Here is a 19,771-nt window from a genome sequence, read left to right as displayed (position 1 = left end):
CCGCGTTGTTAAATCACCTATAGTGATTTACTTTGCGGTTTCGTGACCGGGAGGACAAAACATCACTTCAAGTGAAAAAGAGCTCCTTCATCAGCAGTGCGGCGGCACCCGTGGCGGCGGCATCGTGCCGCGCCGTACCGGGTAGGATGCGCGGTCCCGGGCGGGGCTGATCACGCCGGCCGCGGTTGAAGATGCGGATATGCGGAGCGAGTCGCTCGGCGAGGCTGGCCGGGATGCGGCCGCCGAGCACGATTGCGTCGGGATCGAGCAGCGTCGCGGCGGCCGACGCGATCATCGAAAGCGTGGGGGCGACGGTGGTGATCCAGCGATCGACGCCAGGCAGGCCGGGATCGAAGCCAGCGAGCATGCGATCCAGCGAATCGAACGCCGCCCCTTCCTCGGCCACGATCGCGCGCAGGGCGGACAAGGTGGGCGGCGGATAGACCTCGGGCGGCAGGAAGCCGCCGATCTCGCCGGCATTGCCATTGGCGCCGCGCCACGGCGCGCCATCGATGACGAGGCCGCCGCCGAACCCGTCGGCGAAGTAGAAATAGGCGAGCGTGCGATACTGCCGGCCGAGCCCCGCTAGGCTCTCGCCGATGGCGGCGGCGTTGCCGTCATTCTCGACCAGCACGGGCAGACCGAGCCGTTCGCCCAGCGTCTGTTCGAGGTCGATCAGCGCGAGCGGTTCGAGCGAGGCGGGCGTGTTCACCCGCCGCCCGTCACCCACGAAATAGCCCGCAATGGCAATGCCGATGCCGGAAAGCGCACCCGGCGTGACGGGGTGCGCCGCGCACAGCGCGTCGATCATCGCCTGCGCCATGCCGAGCAGCGCGCCCGAGCCGGCATCGGTCAGCGGGCGGGCGATCTCAGCGACGGATTCGCCGCGAAAATTGAACAGTACCGCGGCCAGCTTGTCGGTGGTGATCGACAGGCCGATGGTGAAGGCGGCCTCAGCGACGAGTTCGAGATAGCGGCTTGGCTGCCCGCGCCCGCGGGCCACCGGATCGCCGCTGCGGATCAACCCGCGCTCCTCCAGCGCGCCGACCAGCCGCATCGAAGATTGCGCGGTGAGCCCGGTCAGATGGGTGATGTTGGCGCGGGTGACGTCAGTGCCGCGCAGCAGGATATCGAGCACACGTCGCTCATTGGGGGAAAGCGCGCGGCCGGGCAGTTCGGTGGGAGTTGGAACCATCCCTCGCCGGTAGCCTTTCGCGAAGAATGCTTCCAGCAAGACTGGTTCTTTGGCGCCTTGCTCTGGCCACGTCTCGGTACCGCTGTGTCTGAACAGTGCGAAGCCGGTTTGGGGAATGCGCGCGTCGGGCCGAGCCTCCGTCTAGGGCATCTGGGGGCCGTAGTCGACAATTTAGAATTTCTCCTGCGATGTCCGCTGCTGTCATAACCGGTCGTCCAACGCAGCGCCGGGGAACGACGGCTTAGTCCCAATTACTGCCGCACGCGATAGTCGCGCCCGCTTCCAACGAGCCCGAGTCGTAAGTCGCAGCTTCAATCAAAAAAAATGAACCGCCAAGGTGCCGCTGATCCGACACAGCCGCTTGGCTCACCGAGTTCAGATCCTGCTATCCTAGGGATAATCGTGCTTGCTAGGTGCTTGCTAGGCGAAAGCTGCATATGGCGGGGAGCCAATCAACGACCACTAAGTACTTGAAATCTCTGGTCGGGGCGACAGGATTCGAACCTGCGACCCCCACACCCCCAGTGTGATGCGCTACCAGGCTGCGCTACGCCCCGACCGAGACGCGCGGCCCTACGCGGGCCGCGCGCGTTATGCAAGATGCGATCAGATTAGATCAGCTTGCGCCAATGCTGCCCGTCCCAGGCGTCGATCGACATGGCGCTGGGCGAATGATCGCGCAGCGCGCGGCCGAATGCTTTCTGATGATCGGCCTGCCCATGCGCGGCGAGCGCCTCCGGGCTGGCCCAGCACTCGGCCACGCGCACCAGATCGGGATCGGCGGCGTCAAAGGCGAAGGAATATTCCTCGCAGCCCTCTTCCGTGCGCACCACGGCGGCGTGATCGGCCAGCATCTTGGCGGCCTTTGCGCCTTCGCCTGCACCAAGCTTGATCGTGCCCATAACCAGGATCGTCATTCACCTCTCCTTTGCCGTGCCCTGCCTCGGGCCACTCACCGCCTCACGTACCTGCGCGGGCGAGTTGCGCCAAGGCCGCAGCGATGTTAGCGGCGCAGGCTTCGCATGGTGGCCGTTCCCGGCCGCCGTGATTCATGTGCACGCAAGGACGGCATGTTCATTTCCCCAGCTTATGCCCAGACGGCAAGCGGCGCCGGATCGCAGGGGGGCCTCGCCGGCTTTCTTAGCCTCGCGCCCCTCGTTCTCGTCTTTATCGTCTTTTATTTCCTGATGATCCGCCCGCAACAGCGCCGCATGAAGGCGCTGCAGAACGCGGTGGCTGCCGTGAAAAAGGGCGACACGGTCGTGACCGCCGGCGGCGTCGTCGGAAAGGTGACCAAGGTCGAGGAACAGTTCGTCGAAGTCGAGATCGCACCCAACACGCGCATCAAGGTCGTCAAGGCGACGCTCGCCGAGGTGACGGCGCTCGGCTCCAAGCCGGCGAACGACTAAGGACCGGGGCGCCAACATGCTCGATTTCCCGCGCTGGAAGGTCGCGTCGATCTGGCTCACGATTGTGGTGCTGTGCGCGCTCGCGATCCCCAGCCTGATCCCGCAGCGCATCACCGATCAATGGGGCGTCAGCCTGCCCCGCATCAACCTGGGCCTCGACCTTGCCGGCGGCAGTTATCTGCTGCTGGAAGCCGACGTCAACGACGTGGCAGCGAACCGTCTGGAGGCGATGCGCGAGCAGGTGCAGACAGAAATGCGCCGCCAGAACCCGCGAATCGAGATCGGCGACATCTCGTCCCGCGGCGGGCGACTCTCCTTCCTGCTGCGCGATCCCTCGCAGGTGGATGCCGCACGCGAGCGGCTGCTGGCGATCACCGGCGGCGGCGTCGGCATGACAGGCCAGCGCGAGTGGGACATCCAGGTGGTCGATTCGAGCCGCCTGGTGCTGACCCCGACCCAGGCCGGGCTGACCCAGGCGGTAGACACTGCAATGGGCGATGCGACGGAGGTCGTGCGGCGCCGTATCGACGAGCTTGGCACGCGCGAGCCGACGATCATCCGCCAGGGCTCCAACCGGATCGTCGTGCAGGTGCCCGGCCTGCAGAACCCGCAAGCGCTGAAGGACCTGCTGGGCAAGACCGCCAAGCTCGAGTTCAAGCTGGTGGACGAATCCGCAACCCCGCAGCAACTGGCGAGCAAACAGGCGCCGGCCGGCAGCCAGGTGCTTGCCTATCCGAATAATCCCAGCGGCATCCCGCTGATCGCGGTGAAGCGGACGGCCATCATCAATGGCGACCAGCTCAGCGACGCGCGGATGGAGTTCAGCCAGCAGACCAACGAGCCGCAAGTCGCGATCACCTTCGACAGCCAGGGCGGACGCAAGTTCGCGCGGGTGACGCAGGAGAACGTCAACAAGCCGTTCGCGATCATCCTGGACAATCAGGTGATCTCCGCGCCCAACATCAACGAGCCGATCACCGGCGGGCGGGCGCAGATTTCGGGCAGCTTCACCACCGATAGCGCGACCCAGCTCGCCATTGCGCTGCGCTCGGGCAAGCTGCCGGTTGCGCTGAAGGTCGTGGAGGAATCGACCGTCGGCCCGGATCTGGGCGAAGAGTCGATCCGCGCTGGCATCCTCGCCTCCGCCGTGGCGGTGGCGCTGGTCGTCGCCTTCATGTTCGTCACTTATGGCCGCTTTGGCGTTTATGCGAACTTCGCCGTCGTCATCAACGTGTTCGTGATCGTCGGCGTGCTCGCGCTGATCGGCGGCACGCTGACGCTGCCGGGCATTGCCGGTTTCGTGCTGACGATCGGCACCGCGGTGGACGCCAATGTGCTGATCAACGAGCGTATTCGCGAGGAACGGCATCGTGGCCGCTCGGTCATCCAGGCCGTGGAGCTTGGCTACAAGGAAGCGAGCCGCACGATCTTCGAGGCGAACATGACGCACGCCATTTCGGGCGTCATCATGTTCCTGCTCGGATCGGGGCCGGTGAAGGGCTTCGCGGTCGTCCTGCTGATCGGCATCGCCACCAGCGTGTTCACCGCGGTGTTGTTCACCCGGATGCTGACGGCCGGCTGGCTGCGGCGGACGAAGCCAAAGACGATCAACATATGATGGCGGGCTCGCTCCCGAACGCCGCACCCCACCTGCGGGCGGGTTCGGAAGCGGGCCGGTCACCTTCGTCGGGACATGGGGTATTCCCATCCCCGACCCCTCCCGCAGCCGGGAGGGGAATTGTAACCACCCTCCTCGCCCCCGCGGGGAACGGAAGACTGCCATGCGCCTGCTGAAACTCGTCCCCGACAATACCAACATCGATTTCGTCCGCCTGCGCGGTCTGGCCTTTGGCCTCACGCTGATCCTGTCGGTGCTGGCCATCGGCATCACCTATGCAAAGGGTCTGAACTTCGGCGTGGATTTCGAAGGCGGCCTGATGATCGAGGAGCGCTTCCCCACGCCGCCCGATCTGAACCGGTTGCGCCAGGTGGTGGACGCGCAGGGGCTGGGCGAAGCGTCGCTCCAGCAATTCGGCGATCCGCGGACGCTCACCATCCGCCTGCCGATCCAGCAGGGCGCCGATGAAGGGGCAACCAACGCGGCCGTGAAGAAGGTGGAAACCGCGATTTCGCAGGCGTTTCCCGGCGCCACCTTCAATCGTTATTCAACGATCTCGGGCAAAGTTTCGGGCGAGCTGATCCGCAACGGCATCCTCGCCGTGGTGCTCGCCGTGCTTGGCATCGGCCTGTTCGCGATCGTGCGCTTCGAATGGCAGTTCGGCGTCTCCACGATCGCGGCAATCGTCCACGATCTGCTGATGACGCTGGGCTTCTTCGCGCTGACGCAGTTCGAATTCGACCTCAACATCGTCGCCGCAGTGCTGACGATCATCGGCTATTCGATCAACGACAAGATCGTCATCGACGACCGTATCCGCGAGAACATGCGCCGTTATCGCAAGATGGAGATGCGCGAGATCGTGAACCTGTCGGTGAACGAAACGCTGCCGCGCACGGTGATGACGTCGGTGACGATCCTGCTGGCGCTCGGTGCGCTGCTGTTCCTCGGCGGCCATGTTCTGCGCGGCTTCACGGCGGCAATGATCCTGGGCATTGTCGTGGGCACCTATTCGTCCATCTACGTCTCCTCCTCGCTGCTCATCACGCTGGGGCTGCGCGCCAATCCCACGCCGGAGAAGGTAACCCGCAGCGGCATCGAGAATGCCGAGCGGGTCGCCCCGCGCGGCGAGTGAAGCCATCGTGAAGGTCAACCGCGAACCGGATGCCGGCGGGCCGATCATTCGCGGCTTCACACGCGCCGGGTTCCGCCTGGACGAAACACGGGTGCTCGAAGCGGTGCTGATGACGGTGACGGAGGCTCAAGCCTGGTCGCCGCCCCCGTTTGATACCCTTGATGAGGCCGCGCTCGCGGCAATCCTGGAGCCCGCACCGGAATTCATCCTGATCGGTAGCGGGGAGCGGCTCTCGCACCCACCGCGCGCGCTGATCAATGCCCTGGACGCGCGCGGCATTGGCGTGGAAGTGATGGATAGCCGCGCCGCAGCCAAGGCGTGGGGCGTGCTGCGTGGCGAAGGGCGCCAGATCGCGGCAGCGATTTACCCGCTCACCGCCTGATCGCAGCGTTCGGAGACGGATGGGCGCGGGCTCCGCGCCGAGGCTGCGATCAATGAACCGGGCGACCGCTACTGCCGAGTGCTTCAATCAGGCGCTTGGGGTCAGCGTCGGACCCGACGCCGGCCAAGGCTGACCCGCTTGGCCCTCGTGACTCCCTTCGGCCGCTAGCAGCAGCCTTCCGCCGACCGTGCGTGGGCAGTCGTACTGCCGCCCCGCCGATTTCACCCCGCCCGCCGTTACCGGGCCACGGCGCTTCTTCGAAACCTGTGGCCGGCGCGGGGCCGGCCACGAGGCGTTGCGCTCGTTACCCCGCGACCGCCGGGCGGCGAGCAAAGATGCCGAAGCCGGCGATGATGGCATAACAGATCACTGGCAGCACAAGCGCGAACGCCAGGCTGCCCGAGGCGTCTGCCAATGAGCCGTAGAGCGGCGGAATGACGGCGCCGCCGACGATCGCCGTCGCGATCACGCCCGAACCCTCCGCTGCCCGCTTGCCGAGCCCTTCGGACGCGAGGCTGAAGATCGTGGGGAACATGATCGAATTGGCCAGGCCCACCGCGATGAGCGCCCAGCCGGCAGCGTTGCCGGTGACATTCGCCGAGAACAGGAGCAGCGCGATTGCGACCGAGCCTGCCGTCGCCAGCACCTTGCCGGGCGAGAGGAACCGCAGGATCGCCGAGCCGACAAAGCGGCCAATGAGCGCGCCTCCCCAGTAGAAGGGCACGTAATTGCCTGCCGTTTCGAGCGGCACGTTCCATACCGTCGGCTGCGCGAGATAGACGACGAGATTGGAGCCGATCGCCACTTCCGCGCCTACATAAAGGAAGATGCAGGCGGCGCCGAAGGCAAAGCGGGAGCGACGGAGCAGCGTCAGCGGGTGGAAGATCGATCCGCTCTGCTCCTGTTCTTCCTGAAGCCTGTTGCGGCGCGTCCACACGACGGCGGCGATCACCAGCAACGCCACGGCGAGCCCGAGATAGGTGTGCACGATCGTCCGCGATGCTTCGATACGATAAGCGTCAAGCGCCGGTCCGCTCAGCGTGGCGGCGCTGATCCCGGCGAGGCTGCCAAGAATGAGCGTAGAGCCGACGCGCGGAAAGATCGTGGTGCCGAGCGAATTGAACGCCTGCGCGAACGTCAGTCGGCTGTGCGCCGTGTGCGGCGGACCGAGGAGCGAGATCAGCGGGTTGGCGACCACCTGAACCACGGTGATACCTGCGCCAAGCACGAACAGCGCCAGCAGGAACATGCCGAAGGTCGCGGAGCTGGACGCCGGAATGAAGAGCAGGCAGCCGAGCGTCATCAAGACCAAGCCGAACGTTGCCGTGCGCATATAGCCGGCGCGACGCACGACCGCCGCCGCCGGCAATGAGAACAGCAGATACGCCAGGAAGAACGCCGAATTGACCAGGTTCGCCTGCGCATGGCTGAGCGTGAACAGCTCCTGCAGCTTCGGCATGACGATATCGTTCAGACTGGTGATGCCGCCGAAGATGAAGAACAGCGCAAATACGAACCAGCGCAGATCAGGTGCGTCGGCGTAGGAAGCGCCGCCGCCCTCCGGCCCATGAGCCGCGCTATCGGCGCCGGTCGCGCCTTGGGCAAATGCCATTGTGAAATCCCCTCCGAGAACGTGTAACCGTTTACCGCGAAAATGACGCAGGGCAATCCGGGGAGCGCCGTCCGGTTAATTGTGGCGTGGAAACCACCACATCACGGTGGCCGGAAACGGAGTCCAGGCACCGACGCGGATGCCGGCGAAGCGCAACGCGTCGCCGACCCAGCTGTTGCAGGTCCGCAGCGCGCTGTAGCGCCCCCGCGCCTGGTAAAAGGCATCGTAGCGATAATAGCCGTGCCGCCGCTCGCCACCGTCGACCAGGGTTGCCCTGACATAAGCGGCAAGCCGCCGGTATTCGGCCGGACGGACCACCAGCCGCCGCACCTCACCGTCCGGCGCAGGACGCGGCACATGATCGACGTGGAGCAAGGTCCGATCGCTGCCGATCGCGGCGGCGATCACGGTCGTTGGTCTCAGATCCGACCAGGTCGGCGTCTTCAGATAGAAGTCCCGGTCACCCCAGCCGAGCGACACGTGATCGTACGCCGCAAAGCGCGGATCTCGTAGGTCGTGCGCAGGAAAAATGGGCCGCCAGTCCACGCCAGCCGCCACTTTGGGCATCACGATGCCGGTGTGGACGCCATTGGACTCGACATAGAGGGTGATCCCCTGATCGGGCGGGGTCCAAGCGGCGTTGCTCGGCACCATGCCCCCGAGCACGCCCACGATCGGGTAACCAAGCAGCGTCGCCACCCCGAGAAGTACAGATACAAGCGCAAGGTGACGCATCCCGCGCCTCCTAGCACTTGCACGCGTGCCGGGAACCCGCTTGCAACAAGCTGCTTGAGCAGCCCGACCGGCAGAACATCACCGGTTCGCGCAACATTGCGGCGCTCGGCGGCGTTCGACAGGCATGATTTACCGGATCGCAGCACCGCCCGGCCTTTGCGCCTTTGACCTTCAGCGCCCGGTCGGCTGAGCGCGATATGCAGATCGACCGCCCTGCCATTGCCGAGTTCGCCCTGAAATCGCTGGTCGCGATCGCCTTGATCGCACTTGCGCTGCTCATCTGGCACCTGCGCGACGCAGCGTTGCTATTGTTTGCAGCCATCGTAGTCGCGGTGATCCTGCGCGGCTCGGCGGAGGGGCTTCAGCGTGTTCTGCCCATCGGTGACAATCTCGCCCTGGCCGTGGCCACCGGGCTGATCACGATCGTGGTGGCAGGCGTCTTCATCCTGTTCGGACAGCAGATGGCCATCCAGTTCAGCGATCTTGCAGAGGCCCTGCCCGGCGCCTGGTCGAACCTCGTTGACCAGATTGGCGCTGATCGGGTGGACGGAATGGTGGAGCGATTCGCGCCGCAAGGCTCCACCATCGCTGGCGTTGTGCAAAGCGCCTTGAGCATCGTTACCAGCGTCGCCACAGGCCTCGTCCTGGCCGTTCTGGGCGGGCTTTACCTTGCGGCGAACCCCGCCACCTACCGCGCCGGCGCCTTGCGGCTCCTGCCCGACGACGCCCGCGAACGGACCGCACGCGCACTGGACGCGACGGGTCAGTCGCTGCGGAGCTGGCTGTTGGGGCAGATGGTGTTGATGGCAGTGGTCGGCGTCGTTACCGCCGTTGGCCTGACGCTGATCGGTGTGCCTTCCGCGCTTGCGCTGGGCCTGATCGCCGGGTTGCTCGAGTTCGTGCCGCTGGTTGGCCCGATCGTCGCGGCGATTCCTGGGGTGCTGATCGCGATGACGATGGGTGTCGAGACGGCGGCGATCACCGCGGGCTTCTACCTGATCATCCAGCAAGCCGAAGGGAATGTGATGGAGCCGCTGATCATGCGCAAATCGGTCTCGATCCCCCCGGCGGTGACGCTGTTCTCAATCTTTCTCTTCGGCGGCCTGTTCGGACCGGTCGGTGTGCTGTTGGGCGGGCCACTGACGGTGGCGGCATTCGTGCTGGTGCGGGTGCTCTGGTTGAACGATGACATGCAGCGATCGTCCGCCTGACTCCTGCGCGTGTTCGGCGCAGTTCCTTCACAACAAAACGGCCGCACTCCGGGGAGCACGGCCGTTTCGTGAACCAGGACGTTTCGATCAGTTCGGGCGGCCGATGCCCGCAATCGTGCGGTTGATCAGCGCGCGATCAGCCTCTGCGCCGTGGCGCTCCGCGATCAGCGCCGCTGCGGCATTCGCGGCAGCTGTGGCAGCGGTAGCACGCACTTCGTTGAGAGCGGCGCGTTCGGCGGCCGCGATCTTGTCCTCGGCCATCTTGCCACGGCGGAAAACGAGCTCATCCGCGTCAGCCTTGGCCTTTGCGATGATCTCTTCGGCCTCGTGATTGGCCTGCGCCGCCATTTCGCCGGCCGACTTCTCCGCATCGGCGATCTTGCGCGCATATTCGTCGCGAAGCGCCTCGGCTTCAGCCCGCAGCGCCTTGGCTTCGTCGAGCTGGCGCCGGATGTCGGCGATCTGGCGATCCAGCCCGCCGACGATCAACGCCGGGACTTTCTTCCAGACCAGGATCGCGAGGAGCACGATCATCGCCAGCGACACCCAAACGGTGCCGTTCAAGCCCAGCAACGCCGGATCGACGTGATGGTCGGGGCCACCCTCAGCGATACTGGTGCTCAGCGCTTCGGTGCCCTCGGCGGTCATGCCCTCTGCTTCAGCAGCATGCGCGAGATTCTGCGCCACCTGGGCGGAGCCGCCAGCCGCGGCACTCAGGATGATGAACTCAGCCATGTGCCATCGCCGCCTTCACGGCGCCCCTTGCTTCGTCCGCCGACACCTGCACGCCCGAGACGCGTGCCACGATGTCCTGCGTGGCTTCCGCCGCAACCGCCTCGATCTCGTCGAGCGCGCGCTGGGTGGCTGCCTTGATATCTGCCTCAGCCGCCGCGATCCGTGCGGCCTGCTCCTCGCCCGCGGCGTTCAGCGTTGCTTCGCTCGCCTTGGCCGCACGCTGGCGTGCCTCGGCGACGAGCGCCTGAGCCTTTTCGCGGTTGGCCTGGTCGCGCACGCGCCAGTCCGCCTCAACCTTGTCGGCTTCGTCACGCGCCGCCGAAGCAGCGGCGAGATCCGCGGCAATCGAATGATCGCGCGCGTCGATCGTCTTCTGCACCTTGGGCAGCATGCCGCGGCCCACGACGAAGAACACGACGCCAAAGGTGACGACCAGCCAGAACAGCTGCGACGCCCAGGTTGCGGCAAGTTGGGAGATCTGAGGCATCTTAAACCCTTAACCTCCCGTCCGTTCGCGCCTGCGCCACCCGATCAACGCTCAATGTCGAGCGGGATGGGATGGGGCCGCGCGAACGGCGGAGGATCCGTATCGTGTTAGGCGACGAAAACGAGGATCATCGCCACGACGAACGAGAGCAGACCGAGAAGCTCGGCACCGGCGAAACCGATGAAGAGACGGCCCTGCTGCGCATCAGCGGCACCCGGATTGCGCAGCGCGCCCTCAAGGAACTTGCCGAACACGTTGCCCACGCCGAGCGAGGCGAGGCCCGCGCCAATCGCGGCCAGACCGGCGCCGAGCAGCTTTGCGGCTTCTGCGTCCATTTCAGTAACTCCCTATCAAAATCAGATGGTTGGATTGAACAATACGAGACTTAGTGCAGATTGACCGCGTCGTTCAGATACAGCGAGGTCAACAGCGCGAAGACATAAGCCTGGATACCGGCGACCAGCAGCTCAAGCGCCGAAATGCCGACCATCAGGCCGAAGGAGGGAATACCGACCAGCAGGCCGATCCCGGCGCTAGCGTTACCGGCGTTGATCACGAAGCCCGCCAGCACCTTCAGCAGGACGTGGCCGGCCGTCATGGCCACGAAGAGTCGCAGGCCGAGGCTGAACGGGCGCACCATGAACGAGACGAACTCGATCAGCGGAATGACCGGCAGCAGCCACCAGGGCGTGCCATGCGGCACGAACAGGCTGAAGAAGTGTAGGCCATGGCGCCAGAAGCCAACCACCAGAACGATCGCGAAGCTCAAGATCGCGAGAATGCCGGTGATCGTGAAGTGGCTGGTGAAAGTGAACGGATGCACGCCGAGGACGCCGAGCGGCATCAGGCCGAGGACGTTGGCGAACAGGATGAACATGAACAGCGAGAAGACGTAGGGAACGTAGCGCTTCCCCTCCGGCCCGATGTTCGACGCAAGCATGTTGTCGATGAAGCGCACCACGCTTTCGACCATCACCTGGCCACGCGTCGGGATCAGCTTGCCCTTGGTGCCGAGCGCCATGAAGGCGATCAGCCCCACTGCCGCCACCGCCATCCACATCGCCGAATTGGTGAAGGCGATGTTGTAGCCGGCAATCTGCCAGTCCTGGGTGCCGAACAACGGCTCAACCAGGAACTGGTGCATCGGATCGATCTTGCCGCCGCCTTCCGCCACGCCTGTTTCCCTTAACGAAAGCGCCCGATCTTACTTCGGGCGCTGACTAGAAATCCGAATGATGTTTCTGAACGCGACGATCGTCCCGAGGGCGAGCATCACGAGCAGACCCCAGGGCTGCGTACCCGCGAATCGGTCGATCACCCAACCGATCAGCGCGCCGCCGACCATTCCCCCGATCAGTTCGGCCAAAACGCGGTTTCCGAGGCGATAACCGCCATCAGATTCCGCCTTGCCCGCCCCTGCCCGGTGCGCCTCGTCCGCCTGCGCCGCCTTTAACCGCTCTTCGAGCGAGGTAAGGCGTGCATCGGTGCCGAGGGTGTCTGGTCCGGGCTCGTTTTCTGCCATCCACGCGTCCCCCAAGTGTCTTTGGGCAGGCGCATGGAAGCCAAGTGGCGAGCCCGCCAAGGCGCCGTCCGGTTAGCCGGGGGGTTGGGGGGTGTCAACACTTGCGCAACCTTCCGTCACACTGGCGAAAGGACTGGAAGGTCAGCGTTTCGGCCGCGGGACTGGGGCCTGCAACCGCGTTGATGTCACGAGCCATCCGCGAGTGAATAGTGCTGGGGCAAACGCTCGTGACGCCTGTGGCCAAGTGCAACGACGCGTCAGGCGGCGCTTGCGCGACGCCGCGAGCCGACGCGTCGCCTGACGATCAGACGCAGCGCGGGTCGCGCGTCGGCGCACCAGCGCCGCGAGTCGCCCATTCGCCCGACGGGGTGCGATACTTCTCTCCCGGCGCGGTCTGCTGAATGAGGTTGCAGCCGCTGGTGAATGCCAGCTGCTCCACCGTCGCGCCGGAGGCCTGCGCCTTTTGCGTGTAGGCAGCCTTGCGCTGAATGTTGATCGCGTTGACCAACGCGCGCAGCTCTGCGCCGCCAGCGCCGACCACGCCCAGATAGCCGTCGGGCTGCTCGCCCACCTGGCCCGCCGAACGCGCGGCGGCATAGGCCGGATCACGCTGCGCCCAGACTGCGGCGGACATACCGGTCAAGGCGAGCGCCCCAACCGCCATCAGCATCGCCTTCTTCGTCATCATTAGAAAATTCCCGGATTCTGCTTGATCAGCGACTTCGCCTCATTGTCGAGGCGATACACCACTTCCTGCGTCACGCTGATGTTGAGATTGATCACGATCGGCTTGTCCGGCGCGGAAACGTTCACGCACGCACCGCTTGCCAGACCCAGACCGATCACCACCGCCCTCTTCACCATCGCAGAAATCGTGCGCCCCTGATGCTTCGTCAATGTTTCGCTCATGGCATATTCTCGCTTGCGGGGGGCTGAATGGTCGGTGGCGCCGCGCGCTTGTTCTGCTCCTCCAGCAGCGCCGGCAGATTGCGCTCGACCAGCCGTTTGGGATCGTAAAAGGACGCGGCCGTGTCGATCAGGCTGCGGAACGGCGCCTGGATGCGGATGTTGAACACGAACGGCAGCCTTTGCAGGCGACGGACCAGGAAATTGGACTTGGCGCCCTCCCCCTGGCTCACGCCGGCGAAGCGCACCTCCGTGACCATGTCGCCGGCCAGCGGGCCGTTCATCACCAGCTCAAGATTGCGATAACGCAGCGACCGCAGCGCCTGGAATGCGATGTTGCCCCAGGTGCCCAGATCCTCTTTCGTCAGCTCTCCCAGATAGGCCAGCGTCCCCCCGCCCTCGCGCACAACGAGCCGGCCATTCTCGATCCGGCCGCCGGACTGATCGAAGATCATCGGCAGCTCGCCATCGAACACGCCGGTCGCATCCAGATTCTTGAAGTCGAACTGCTGAAGGAACTGGCGGACCTCCACCCCGTCGGCGCGGAAGGTGAGATGACGCTCCTGCGGGGAGGAGAAGTCGAGGAGCGTGGGCTGTAGCGTCAGGGTGCCGCCACCAAAGGGCCAGCGGCCACCCTTCACCGCGATGCGCAGATCGCGCAGCAGCTGATATTCTATCCTGCCATCCGTTACCGGCACGCCGGGGTTGATCTCGGCGACGGTGGCGATCTGGCCCGGCGCCGATTCGAGCGCCAGCAGGTCGGCGAAATGTACCTCGCCCTTGATGCCGCGGACCGGGCCGAAGGCCGCGGCGAGATCGGTGTTGTCGGTACCGAATGTCCCGCGCGACGTGACGCCATCAGGCGTCCAGGCGATGTCGCCGCGACCCCGCACCGTCCCGCGAACGTCCGCGATGACACCATAGGTCAGCCGGGTCAGCTCCTCCGGCTGAAACCCGTCGCCGAAAGTGATGCCGGGAACAGCGAGATGCGCCGCGCCTGCCCCCGTGGCGAGCGCGTGGCGAATCGTCACCTCCGCCACCCTCACGCCCTTGGCGGGTTCGAACAGCGTGCCTTTGGCATTGATCACATTGCCGGCGAGTTGCAGCGACACATCACGCCCGCTCAGCGGCGTGAAGCGGGGGCTTGCGGCGGCATCGGCTACGGTCAGCCCGCCCGACAGCGTGAGGATGTTGTCGACAAAGCGCCAGCCGCCCTGCGCACCCGACAGCAGCAATGGCACATTGCCGACCTGCCCGGCGCCTTCCGCGAACGTGCCTGCGATCGCCGCCCCACCCACCATGCGGCCTTGAAGGCGGCCGAAATCCAGCCGCGTCACGCTGCCCGGCCGGCCAAGCCGCGCCGACACCCCGGCCAGGGCAAAGTCTGCCTCGGCATGCCGCCATCGCGCATCCGCCAGCGCGAGGGTGAGCGGCGACCCGCCGAGCGCCCCGGCGAGGCGGGCGCCCTCAATCTGCACCCCGCCATCCAGCCGCCCGCCGGCCACCCGCACCAGCCCGCCGCCCAGCGGGCAGAGCGTCAGCTGTGCGGGGCGGAGGCGAAGCCCCGAAATGCTCAGCGCACGAAAGCTCGCCGGCACGCAGGACGGGTCGACCATGATCCCGGCATGGTTCGCGCGTACGTCCAGCGGGATGCGGAGCGCCTCCACGCTGCCGCTGCCCCCCAGTGGGCCGGTGATCGTCGCCACGGTGGTGAGGCGCCAATCGCCTGCGGGCGCGAAGGCGAAACGCGCGGGCGTGATCTCCAGGCTGGCGGTGCCGGCGGCGTAGCGCGCGAGGCTGACGGTTCCGCTCACGGGACCGCCGACACGCGATTGCACCAGCTCGACGCGCCCGGTCGGCAGCCCGCCACCGCCAAAACGCAGCGCCCCTTCAGCGCGCAGGCCAGCCTTCTCGCCGAGCACCAGTCCCGCGCCATCGCCGAAGCTGACCGATGCGCCCGATGCGGCATGGAGCGTCATCTGCCGCATGGTCAGAAGCGGGCGTCCAGCGGCAGTGCCGATCGCCATTTCACCGGCGAGGTCGAACCTTTCCGCAGCCGTTGCTGCAGCGCGCGTGGCCGCGGCGGCGAGCGGCGCCAGCGGTGTCCCTGCTACGCCGTCAGCCGCCCGCACCAGCCGCGCGCGCGATGGGGGCGCCAGCGCCAGGTCACGCCCCTCGACCCGCCCGGCCGCGAGCGCGCGCCCCGCCGCAACACGCCACGTTCCGGCAAAAAGGACCGCGCCGCCGCGGATCGGCGCCGCGTTCAGCGCCTCGCCGCGCACCTGCGCGTCGCCCTCCGTACGCGCGGGCGTTCCCGTGAAGCTCACTTGCCCCGCGAGGCTGCGAAGCTGAACCGCCCCGCCCGTGATCGCGCCGGTCCGCAGCGCGGCAGAGCCCTCCCACCGTTCGAGCGCCGCGCCGAGTGCCACATCGACCCGAGCCTCCGGTGCGGCGACGGCGACACCAGAGCAACTTAGTGCCCGCACGCGCACCGGGCCGGTGATCTTCGGCGCAGCATCGCGCACGGCGATGTTCAGCAGCGCAGTGGGCCGGCGAAGCGCGCAACCGCCGACGCTCATATTTTCGGTGACCGCCGCCAGAGTTCCACGGAAGCCATCGTCGAGGCGGCCCCTGCCGCTCAGCCGCAGCCCAATCACGCCCATGGCTGTGCTGAGCCGCATGCGCGCGTCCGCCACGGAAAGATCGATTGGTGGCAAGGCAAAGGGCTTGCCCGAGGGCGCCGGCATCAAGCGATCGAGCGCGCCTAGCGAAAGCCGCCCATCGGTGAGGGAGCCGCGTAGCCGAACGCGGCCGGCACGCACCGCAGTCAACGTTGGCTTTCCGCCGACCATCGCAAGGCGGGTCTCGACCCAGTCCGCCACCAGATCCGGATCGCGAGGATCTCCGATGACCACATCGGTCAGCCGCTGCCACCGGAGGCCAAGATCCTCGATGCGATAGCGCGCCTCTACGCCGCTCGCGGCGAAGCTGCGGTCGATGAAGCGCGTCGCAATCGGAACGCGGGTGAACCAGAGCGCGGCCAGCAGCGCGGCGACGCCCAGGAGCACCGCCAGCAAGATCCGCGCTCGATTAGCCCGACGCGGTCGCCTCTCCTCCTCTACGACCGCCACCTCAACCCTTCCGAACCGCGGAACGGCGATCCTCCTAAGGGCTGGCAGCGCCAGTTGAAAGCCGCGGCGCACGCCGAACCCCGCCCGTTCGACCCGCCGATCGCCAGGTCAGACGATTGCACTATGCCCGCCTGCGGCTTAGCCACGTGTTCGATGGCCGACAGCGATCCCGCCGCTACCGACAACCACGGCCATCGCGCGCGGCTGCGCAGCCGGCTGCTTTCGGGCGGCGGCGAGGCGCTCCTGGATCATGAGCTGATCGAATATCTGCTCGCGCTGGCGATCCCGCGGCGCGACACGAAGCCGCTCGCCAAGGCGCTGCTGCGCGAGTTCGGCGGCATTGGCGGGCTGCTGACTGCGGACGCCGAGGCGCTGATGCGCGTTCCGGGCATGGGCGAGACCAGCGCCGCGGCGATCAAGATCGCGCAGGCGGCGGCGGTCCGGCTGGTGCAGGCGGAGGTGGCGGCCCGGCCGGTGCTGGGCAACTGGCAGGCGCTGCTCGATTATCTCCACGCCGACATGGCCCATCACGTCATCGAACGGGTCCGGGTGCTTCATCTCAACAGCCGCAACATGCTGATCCGTGACGAAGTGATGAGCGAAGGCTCGATCGACCAGGCGCAAGTTCATGTGCGGGAAGTGATCCGGCGCGCGATCGACCTGGGATCGGCGGCGATCATTCTGGTGCACAACCACCCGTCGGGCGACCCTTCTCCCAGCCGCGCCGACATCGATATCACGCGCGCGATCATCGATGCCGGCAAAGGCATGGGAATCGCGGTTCACGATCATCTGATTATCGGCACCAGCGGCCATGTGAGCCTGCGCGCCAAGGGGCTGATGTAAGCACGGTTGGCCGGTTTCATCATGCTGGGCCTGTTCCGGCACCTACGGGTGCGCGGACCGCTGGACCCCGGCACAAGGCCGGGGTGACAGACGGGATCAGCGTTGCGCGTTCTCTTCTGCCTTTTCCTCGGCGGCGGTCTTTGGCTCCGACATCTGCGGCGGCTCCGAGGTGATCATCGAGCCCTCGAGCGCGATGTCGAGCTTCGCATCCTCATCAAGCGGACTGCCGTCGGCGTCGGTTGTCGCGAGCGGATCGGTCTGTGCGGGATTCAGCGGGGAATTCGACATGCTTGTCTCCTTTGACCACCTCAACGGTGGAGCGCCCGTGCCCGTTCCGCCGCTCACCCCCATTCCGCTGCTCACTTTGCGTGGTAGAAGTCGTACACCTGCTGCGCCACGCCGGCGCTGACGCCCGGTGCCTTCTGCAAGTCCGCAAGGCTGGCGTTGCGCACGGCTCGCGCGGTGCCGAAGTGCATCAGCAACGCCTTTTTTCGCGCCGGGCCGATGCCGGGCACTTCGTCCAGCGGGCTCGTCCCCATCGCCTTTGCGCGCTTGTCGCGATGCGCGCCGATGACGAACCGGTGCACCTCGTCGCGCAGCCGCTGAAGGTAGAACAGCACCGGCGAGTTGACCGGCAACGTCAGCTCGCGCCCGTCCATCAGGTGAAACACCTCGCGCCCCTCCCGCCCGTGGTGCGGCCCCTTGGCAACGCCGACCAGACACACGTCCTCGATGCCGAGATCCTCCAGCACCGCCTTTGCCGCATTCAGCTGCCCCCGCCCGCCGTCGAGCAGGACGAGATCGGGCCAGGTGTCGCCATCACGATCGGGATCCTCCTCGATCGCGCGGGCGAAGCGCCGGGTCAGCACTTCGCGCATCATCGCGAAATCGTCGTCGGTTGCCGCCTGCTTGATGTTGAACTTGCGATACTGGCCCTTGCGGAAGCCCTCCGGCCCCGCGACGACCATCGCGCCGACCGCGTTGGTGCCCTGGATGTGGCTGTTGTCATACACCTCGATGCGCTGCGGCGGCTCGGCCAAGCCAAACAGGTCCGCCACCTCGCGGTTGAGCTTCGCCTGTGTGGTGCTTTCCGCGAGCCGGCGCTCCAGCGCTTCGGTGGCGTTGCGGCAGGCCTGTTCCATCAGCCGCTTGCGCGTGCCCCGCTGGGGCACTTCGATCGTCACCTTCCGCCCGGCCTGCGTCGTCAGCGCTTCGGTCAGCACCTCCACGTCGGGCAGCGCGCGATCGACCAGAACGGTGCGCGCGGGCGGCACTTCCTCGTAGAATTGCATAAGGAACAGCGTCATCACCTCCGCCTCGCTCACCTCGGCGGTGTGCGCGGGGAAGAAGCTGCGGTGGCCCCAATTCTGCCCGCCGCGGATGAAGAAGGCCTGGATGCCGATCACGCCTTCATGACTGGCGAGCGCGAAGATATCGGCATCACCCACCCCTTCCGCGTTGATGAACTGCGTGCCCTGGATGAAGGTGAGCGCCCGCAGCCGATCACGGATCACCGCCGCCTGCTCGAAGTCCATGTTCTCGCTCGCCGCCTGCATCTGCGCGCCGAGCTTTGCCTGAACATCGGTCGTCTTGCCGGCCAGGAACTTCTTCGAATCGGCAATCAGCTCGTCGTAGCCCGCCTTGTCGATGCGGCCGACGCACGGCGCCGAGCAGCGCTTGATCTGATACAGCAAGCACGGCCGATCGCGCGTCTTGAAGAAGCCGTCCGTGCAGCTCCTGAGCAGGAACAATTTCTGCAGCGCGTTCAGCGTGTTGTTGACGCTGCCGGCGCTGGCGAACGGGCCGTAATAGTCGCCCTTCGCACGCCGCGCTCCGCGATGCTTTTGAATACGCGGAAAGTCATGATCGGCGCGCAGGAGGATGAAGGGAAAGCTCTTATCGTCGCGCAGCAGCACGTTGTAGGGCGGGCGATACCGCTTGATCAGCTGCGCTTCGAGCAGCAGCGCCTCAGCCTCGTTGTTGGTCGTAACGATCGTCATCGTCCGGGTCTGCGACACCATGCGCTGGAGCCGCTTCGACAGGTTGTTGATCTGCGTATAGTTGCTGACGCGGTTCTTCAGCGCGCGTGCCTTGCCGACGTACAGGACGTCGCCCTTGGCATCGTGCATTCGATAGACGCCGGGCTTCAGCGGAAGCGTGCGCACGACATTGCGGATCGCCGCCACGCCAGCCTCCAGATCGGGTTGGTCGCTGCCGCGGATCGCGAATGTCGCCTTTTCTTCGTTGAACCGGTCTGGCGGGCCGTAGGAACCTTGCATCGTAGGGGCGATCTAGGGCCTGCGTCTCGTGATTTGAATGGCTTCCTGTCCGATGAGGGTGGGAACGGTCGGGCTCTTGCGCGTGTTGAGCGGGCATGACCAAGAAACGCGACAGCAACGGCCGCTCAAAGGCCGATCACACCCAGCGCAACGTGGCGATCGGCGCAGCAACCGCGATCGGCGCGATCGCAACCGGGCTCGCCAGTGCGCTGCACTTCGGCCTGTTTGACCGGTTCTTCGCGCCCAAGGACGGCCATCGAGTGCCCGATCTGGAGGGTGACAAGCACCCCGGCCCGAATGACCGCGCGGTCGATCACTTCCGCCCCGACCCCACCGCGCCAGTGCCGGCGTCCGAGCGCGAAGCGCTGCGGCCGGCGACCGGGCCAGCGCCGGGCTTTGCCGCGAACCGCGGCGACATGCGCAGCGAGCCCTCGGCCTGACGCGCACCCACGGCCGATCGGGCTAAACCCGGCCAGCCGCCGTCCGGGCCGTTCTTGCGGGACCAACGAGGCGAGTGAGGCCGGGGAGTTTGGCACCGCGTGCCGGCTCGGTCCGGCATCCACTGCCC

At 66.2% G+C, this 19,771-nt stretch carries 21 protein-coding genes and 1 tRNA gene; 7 read left to right on the top strand and 15 right to left on the bottom strand.

The genetic code is table 11. The features are described from left to right. Positions 1 to 67 precede the first annotated feature (67 nt). From SPMU_RS01530 to SPMU_RS01520, 3 genes are all read right to left on the bottom strand, one after another. On the bottom strand, positions 68 to 1,195 hold the full coding sequence (locus SPMU_RS01530; protein WP_088331249.1) for an ROK family transcriptional regulator: 1,128 nt from the start codon (positions 1,193 to 1,195) through the stop codon (positions 68 to 70). Positions 1,196 to 1,675: 480 nt separating this feature from the next. After that, a tRNA-Pro gene (locus tag SPMU_RS01525) sits at positions 1,676 to 1,752 on the bottom strand. A gap of 54 nt (positions 1,753 to 1,806) precedes the next feature. Further along, positions 1,807 to 2,112 carry a putative quinol monooxygenase gene (locus SPMU_RS01520; RefSeq protein ID WP_088331247.1) on the bottom strand — a complete coding sequence of 102 codons (306 nt, stop codon included), beginning with the start codon at positions 2,110 to 2,112 and terminating at the stop codon, positions 1,807 to 1,809. A gap of 153 nt (positions 2,113 to 2,265) precedes the next feature. Between SPMU_RS01520 and yajC the strand changes: the two genes are divergently transcribed. The 4 genes from yajC (at position 2,266) to SPMU_RS01500 (ending at position 5,739) form a co-directional block, all read left to right on the top strand. Then, positions 2,266 to 2,604: a preprotein translocase subunit YajC gene (yajC, locus tag SPMU_RS01515; protein WP_088333090.1), complete on the top strand. Its 339-nt coding sequence runs from the start codon at positions 2,266 to 2,268 to the stop codon at positions 2,602 to 2,604. Between the two features lie 16 nt (positions 2,605 to 2,620). Beyond that, the gene (gene secD, locus SPMU_RS01510) at positions 2,621 to 4,222 is read left to right on the top strand and encodes a protein translocase subunit SecD (protein ID WP_088331245.1); all 1,602 of its coding nucleotides are present in this window, start codon (positions 2,621 to 2,623) and stop codon (positions 4,220 to 4,222) included. A 163-nt stretch (positions 4,223 to 4,385) separates the two neighbouring features. Then, positions 4,386 to 5,357: a protein translocase subunit SecF gene (gene secF, locus SPMU_RS01505; RefSeq protein ID WP_088331243.1), complete on the top strand. Its 972-nt coding sequence runs from the start codon at positions 4,386 to 4,388 to the stop codon at positions 5,355 to 5,357. Between the two features lie 7 nt (positions 5,358 to 5,364). Further along, on the top strand, positions 5,365 to 5,739 hold the full coding sequence (locus SPMU_RS01500) for an Mth938-like domain-containing protein (protein ID WP_245832654.1): 375 nt from the start codon (positions 5,365 to 5,367) through the stop codon (positions 5,737 to 5,739). 304 nt (positions 5,740 to 6,043) lie between these two features. Here the strand turns inward: SPMU_RS01500 and SPMU_RS01495 are convergent, their stop codons facing one another. Next, positions 6,044 to 7,351, bottom strand: a complete 1,308-nt coding sequence (locus tag SPMU_RS01495) for a sugar MFS transporter (RefSeq protein WP_088331239.1) — start codon at positions 7,349 to 7,351, stop codon at positions 6,044 to 6,046. 75 nt (positions 7,352 to 7,426) lie between these two features. After that, the gene (locus tag SPMU_RS01490) at positions 7,427 to 8,086 is read right to left on the bottom strand and encodes a TIGR02117 family protein (protein WP_245832653.1); all 660 of its coding nucleotides are present in this window, start codon (positions 8,084 to 8,086) and stop codon (positions 7,427 to 7,429) included. 197 nt (positions 8,087 to 8,283) lie between these two features. On the opposite strand from SPMU_RS01490, the gene SPMU_RS01485 reads away from it, so the two are divergent. After that, on the top strand, positions 8,284 to 9,297 hold the full coding sequence (locus tag SPMU_RS01485; protein ID WP_140418372.1) for an AI-2E family transporter: 1,014 nt from the start codon (positions 8,284 to 8,286) through the stop codon (positions 9,295 to 9,297). Between the two features lie 87 nt (positions 9,298 to 9,384). On the opposite strand, the gene SPMU_RS01480 is transcribed toward SPMU_RS01485, so the two are convergent. The 8 genes from SPMU_RS01480 to SPMU_RS01445 all read right to left on the bottom strand — a co-directional run bounded on the left by SPMU_RS01480 (position 9,385) and on the right by SPMU_RS01445 (position 16,015). Next, positions 9,385 to 10,032, bottom strand: coding sequence for a F0F1 ATP synthase subunit B family protein (locus SPMU_RS01480; protein ID WP_088331235.1), 648 nt, complete (start codon positions 10,030 to 10,032; stop codon positions 9,385 to 9,387). Next, positions 10,025 to 10,519: a F0F1 ATP synthase subunit B family protein gene (locus SPMU_RS01475; RefSeq protein WP_088331233.1), complete on the bottom strand. Its 495-nt coding sequence runs from the start codon at positions 10,517 to 10,519 to the stop codon at positions 10,025 to 10,027. The genes SPMU_RS01480 and SPMU_RS01475 overlap by 8 nt, the downstream gene beginning before the upstream one ends. 107 nt (positions 10,520 to 10,626) lie before the next feature. Continuing rightward, the gene (locus tag SPMU_RS01470) at positions 10,627 to 10,854 is read right to left on the bottom strand and encodes a F0F1 ATP synthase subunit C (RefSeq protein WP_088331231.1); all 228 of its coding nucleotides are present in this window, start codon (positions 10,852 to 10,854) and stop codon (positions 10,627 to 10,629) included. 50 nt (positions 10,855 to 10,904) lie between these two features. Beyond that, positions 10,905 to 11,693 (bottom strand): F0F1 ATP synthase subunit A, encoded by a 789-nt coding sequence (locus tag SPMU_RS01465; RefSeq protein ID WP_088331229.1) that lies wholly within the window; start codon positions 11,691 to 11,693, stop codon positions 10,905 to 10,907. Between the two features lie 30 nt (positions 11,694 to 11,723). Then, a complete protein-coding gene (locus SPMU_RS01460) occupies positions 11,724 to 12,041 on the bottom strand; it encodes an AtpZ/AtpI family protein (protein WP_088331227.1) in 318 nt (105 codons plus the stop codon). Between the two features lie 304 nt (positions 12,042 to 12,345). Then, complete coding sequence (locus SPMU_RS01455; RefSeq protein WP_088333088.1) at positions 12,346 to 12,726, bottom strand: YdbL family probable chaperone protein; 381 nt, start codon at positions 12,724 to 12,726, stop codon at positions 12,346 to 12,348. Between the two features lie 2 nt (positions 12,727 to 12,728). Further along, the gene (locus SPMU_RS01450) at positions 12,729 to 12,950 is read right to left on the bottom strand and encodes a YnbE family lipoprotein (RefSeq protein WP_211275688.1); all 222 of its coding nucleotides are present in this window, start codon (positions 12,948 to 12,950) and stop codon (positions 12,729 to 12,731) included. Next, the gene (locus tag SPMU_RS01445; protein WP_245832843.1) at positions 12,947 to 16,015 is read right to left on the bottom strand and encodes an intermembrane phospholipid transport protein YdbH family protein; all 3,069 of its coding nucleotides are present in this window, start codon (positions 16,013 to 16,015) and stop codon (positions 12,947 to 12,949) included. Before SPMU_RS01445 ends, SPMU_RS01450 begins: the two co-directional genes overlap by 4 nt. 216 nt (positions 16,016 to 16,231) lie before the next feature. Here SPMU_RS01445 and radC point away from each other — a divergent pair, with 216 nt between their 5' ends. After that, positions 16,232 to 16,924 carry a RadC family protein gene (gene radC / locus SPMU_RS01440; RefSeq protein ID WP_088331225.1) on the top strand — a complete coding sequence of 231 codons (693 nt, stop codon included), beginning with the start codon at positions 16,232 to 16,234 and terminating at the stop codon, positions 16,922 to 16,924. A 96-nt stretch (positions 16,925 to 17,020) separates the two neighbouring features. Here radC and SPMU_RS01435 read toward each other — a convergent pair whose 3' ends face one another. Next, positions 17,021 to 17,212 carry a hypothetical protein gene (locus SPMU_RS01435; protein WP_088331224.1) on the bottom strand — a complete coding sequence of 64 codons (192 nt, stop codon included), beginning with the start codon at positions 17,210 to 17,212 and terminating at the stop codon, positions 17,021 to 17,023. A gap of 71 nt (positions 17,213 to 17,283) precedes the next feature. Then, positions 17,284 to 19,203 (bottom strand): excinuclease ABC subunit UvrC, encoded by a 1,920-nt coding sequence (gene uvrC / locus SPMU_RS01430; protein ID WP_088331223.1) that lies wholly within the window; start codon positions 19,201 to 19,203, stop codon positions 17,284 to 17,286. 95 nt (positions 19,204 to 19,298) lie between these two features. On the opposite strand from uvrC, the gene SPMU_RS01425 reads away from it, so the two are divergent. Continuing rightward, positions 19,299 to 19,643: a hypothetical protein gene (locus SPMU_RS01425; RefSeq protein WP_088331221.1), complete on the top strand. Its 345-nt coding sequence runs from the start codon at positions 19,299 to 19,301 to the stop codon at positions 19,641 to 19,643. The last annotated feature ends 128 nt before the right edge of the window (positions 19,644 to 19,771 follow it).

The organism is Sphingomonas mucosissima (genome assembly GCF_002197665.1).
Taxonomy (GTDB): domain Bacteria; phylum Pseudomonadota; class Alphaproteobacteria; order Sphingomonadales; family Sphingomonadaceae; genus Sphingomonas; species Sphingomonas mucosissima.
Note: the sequence above shows the minus strand (reverse complement) of the source record. Positions and strands in the feature narration are given on the sequence as shown.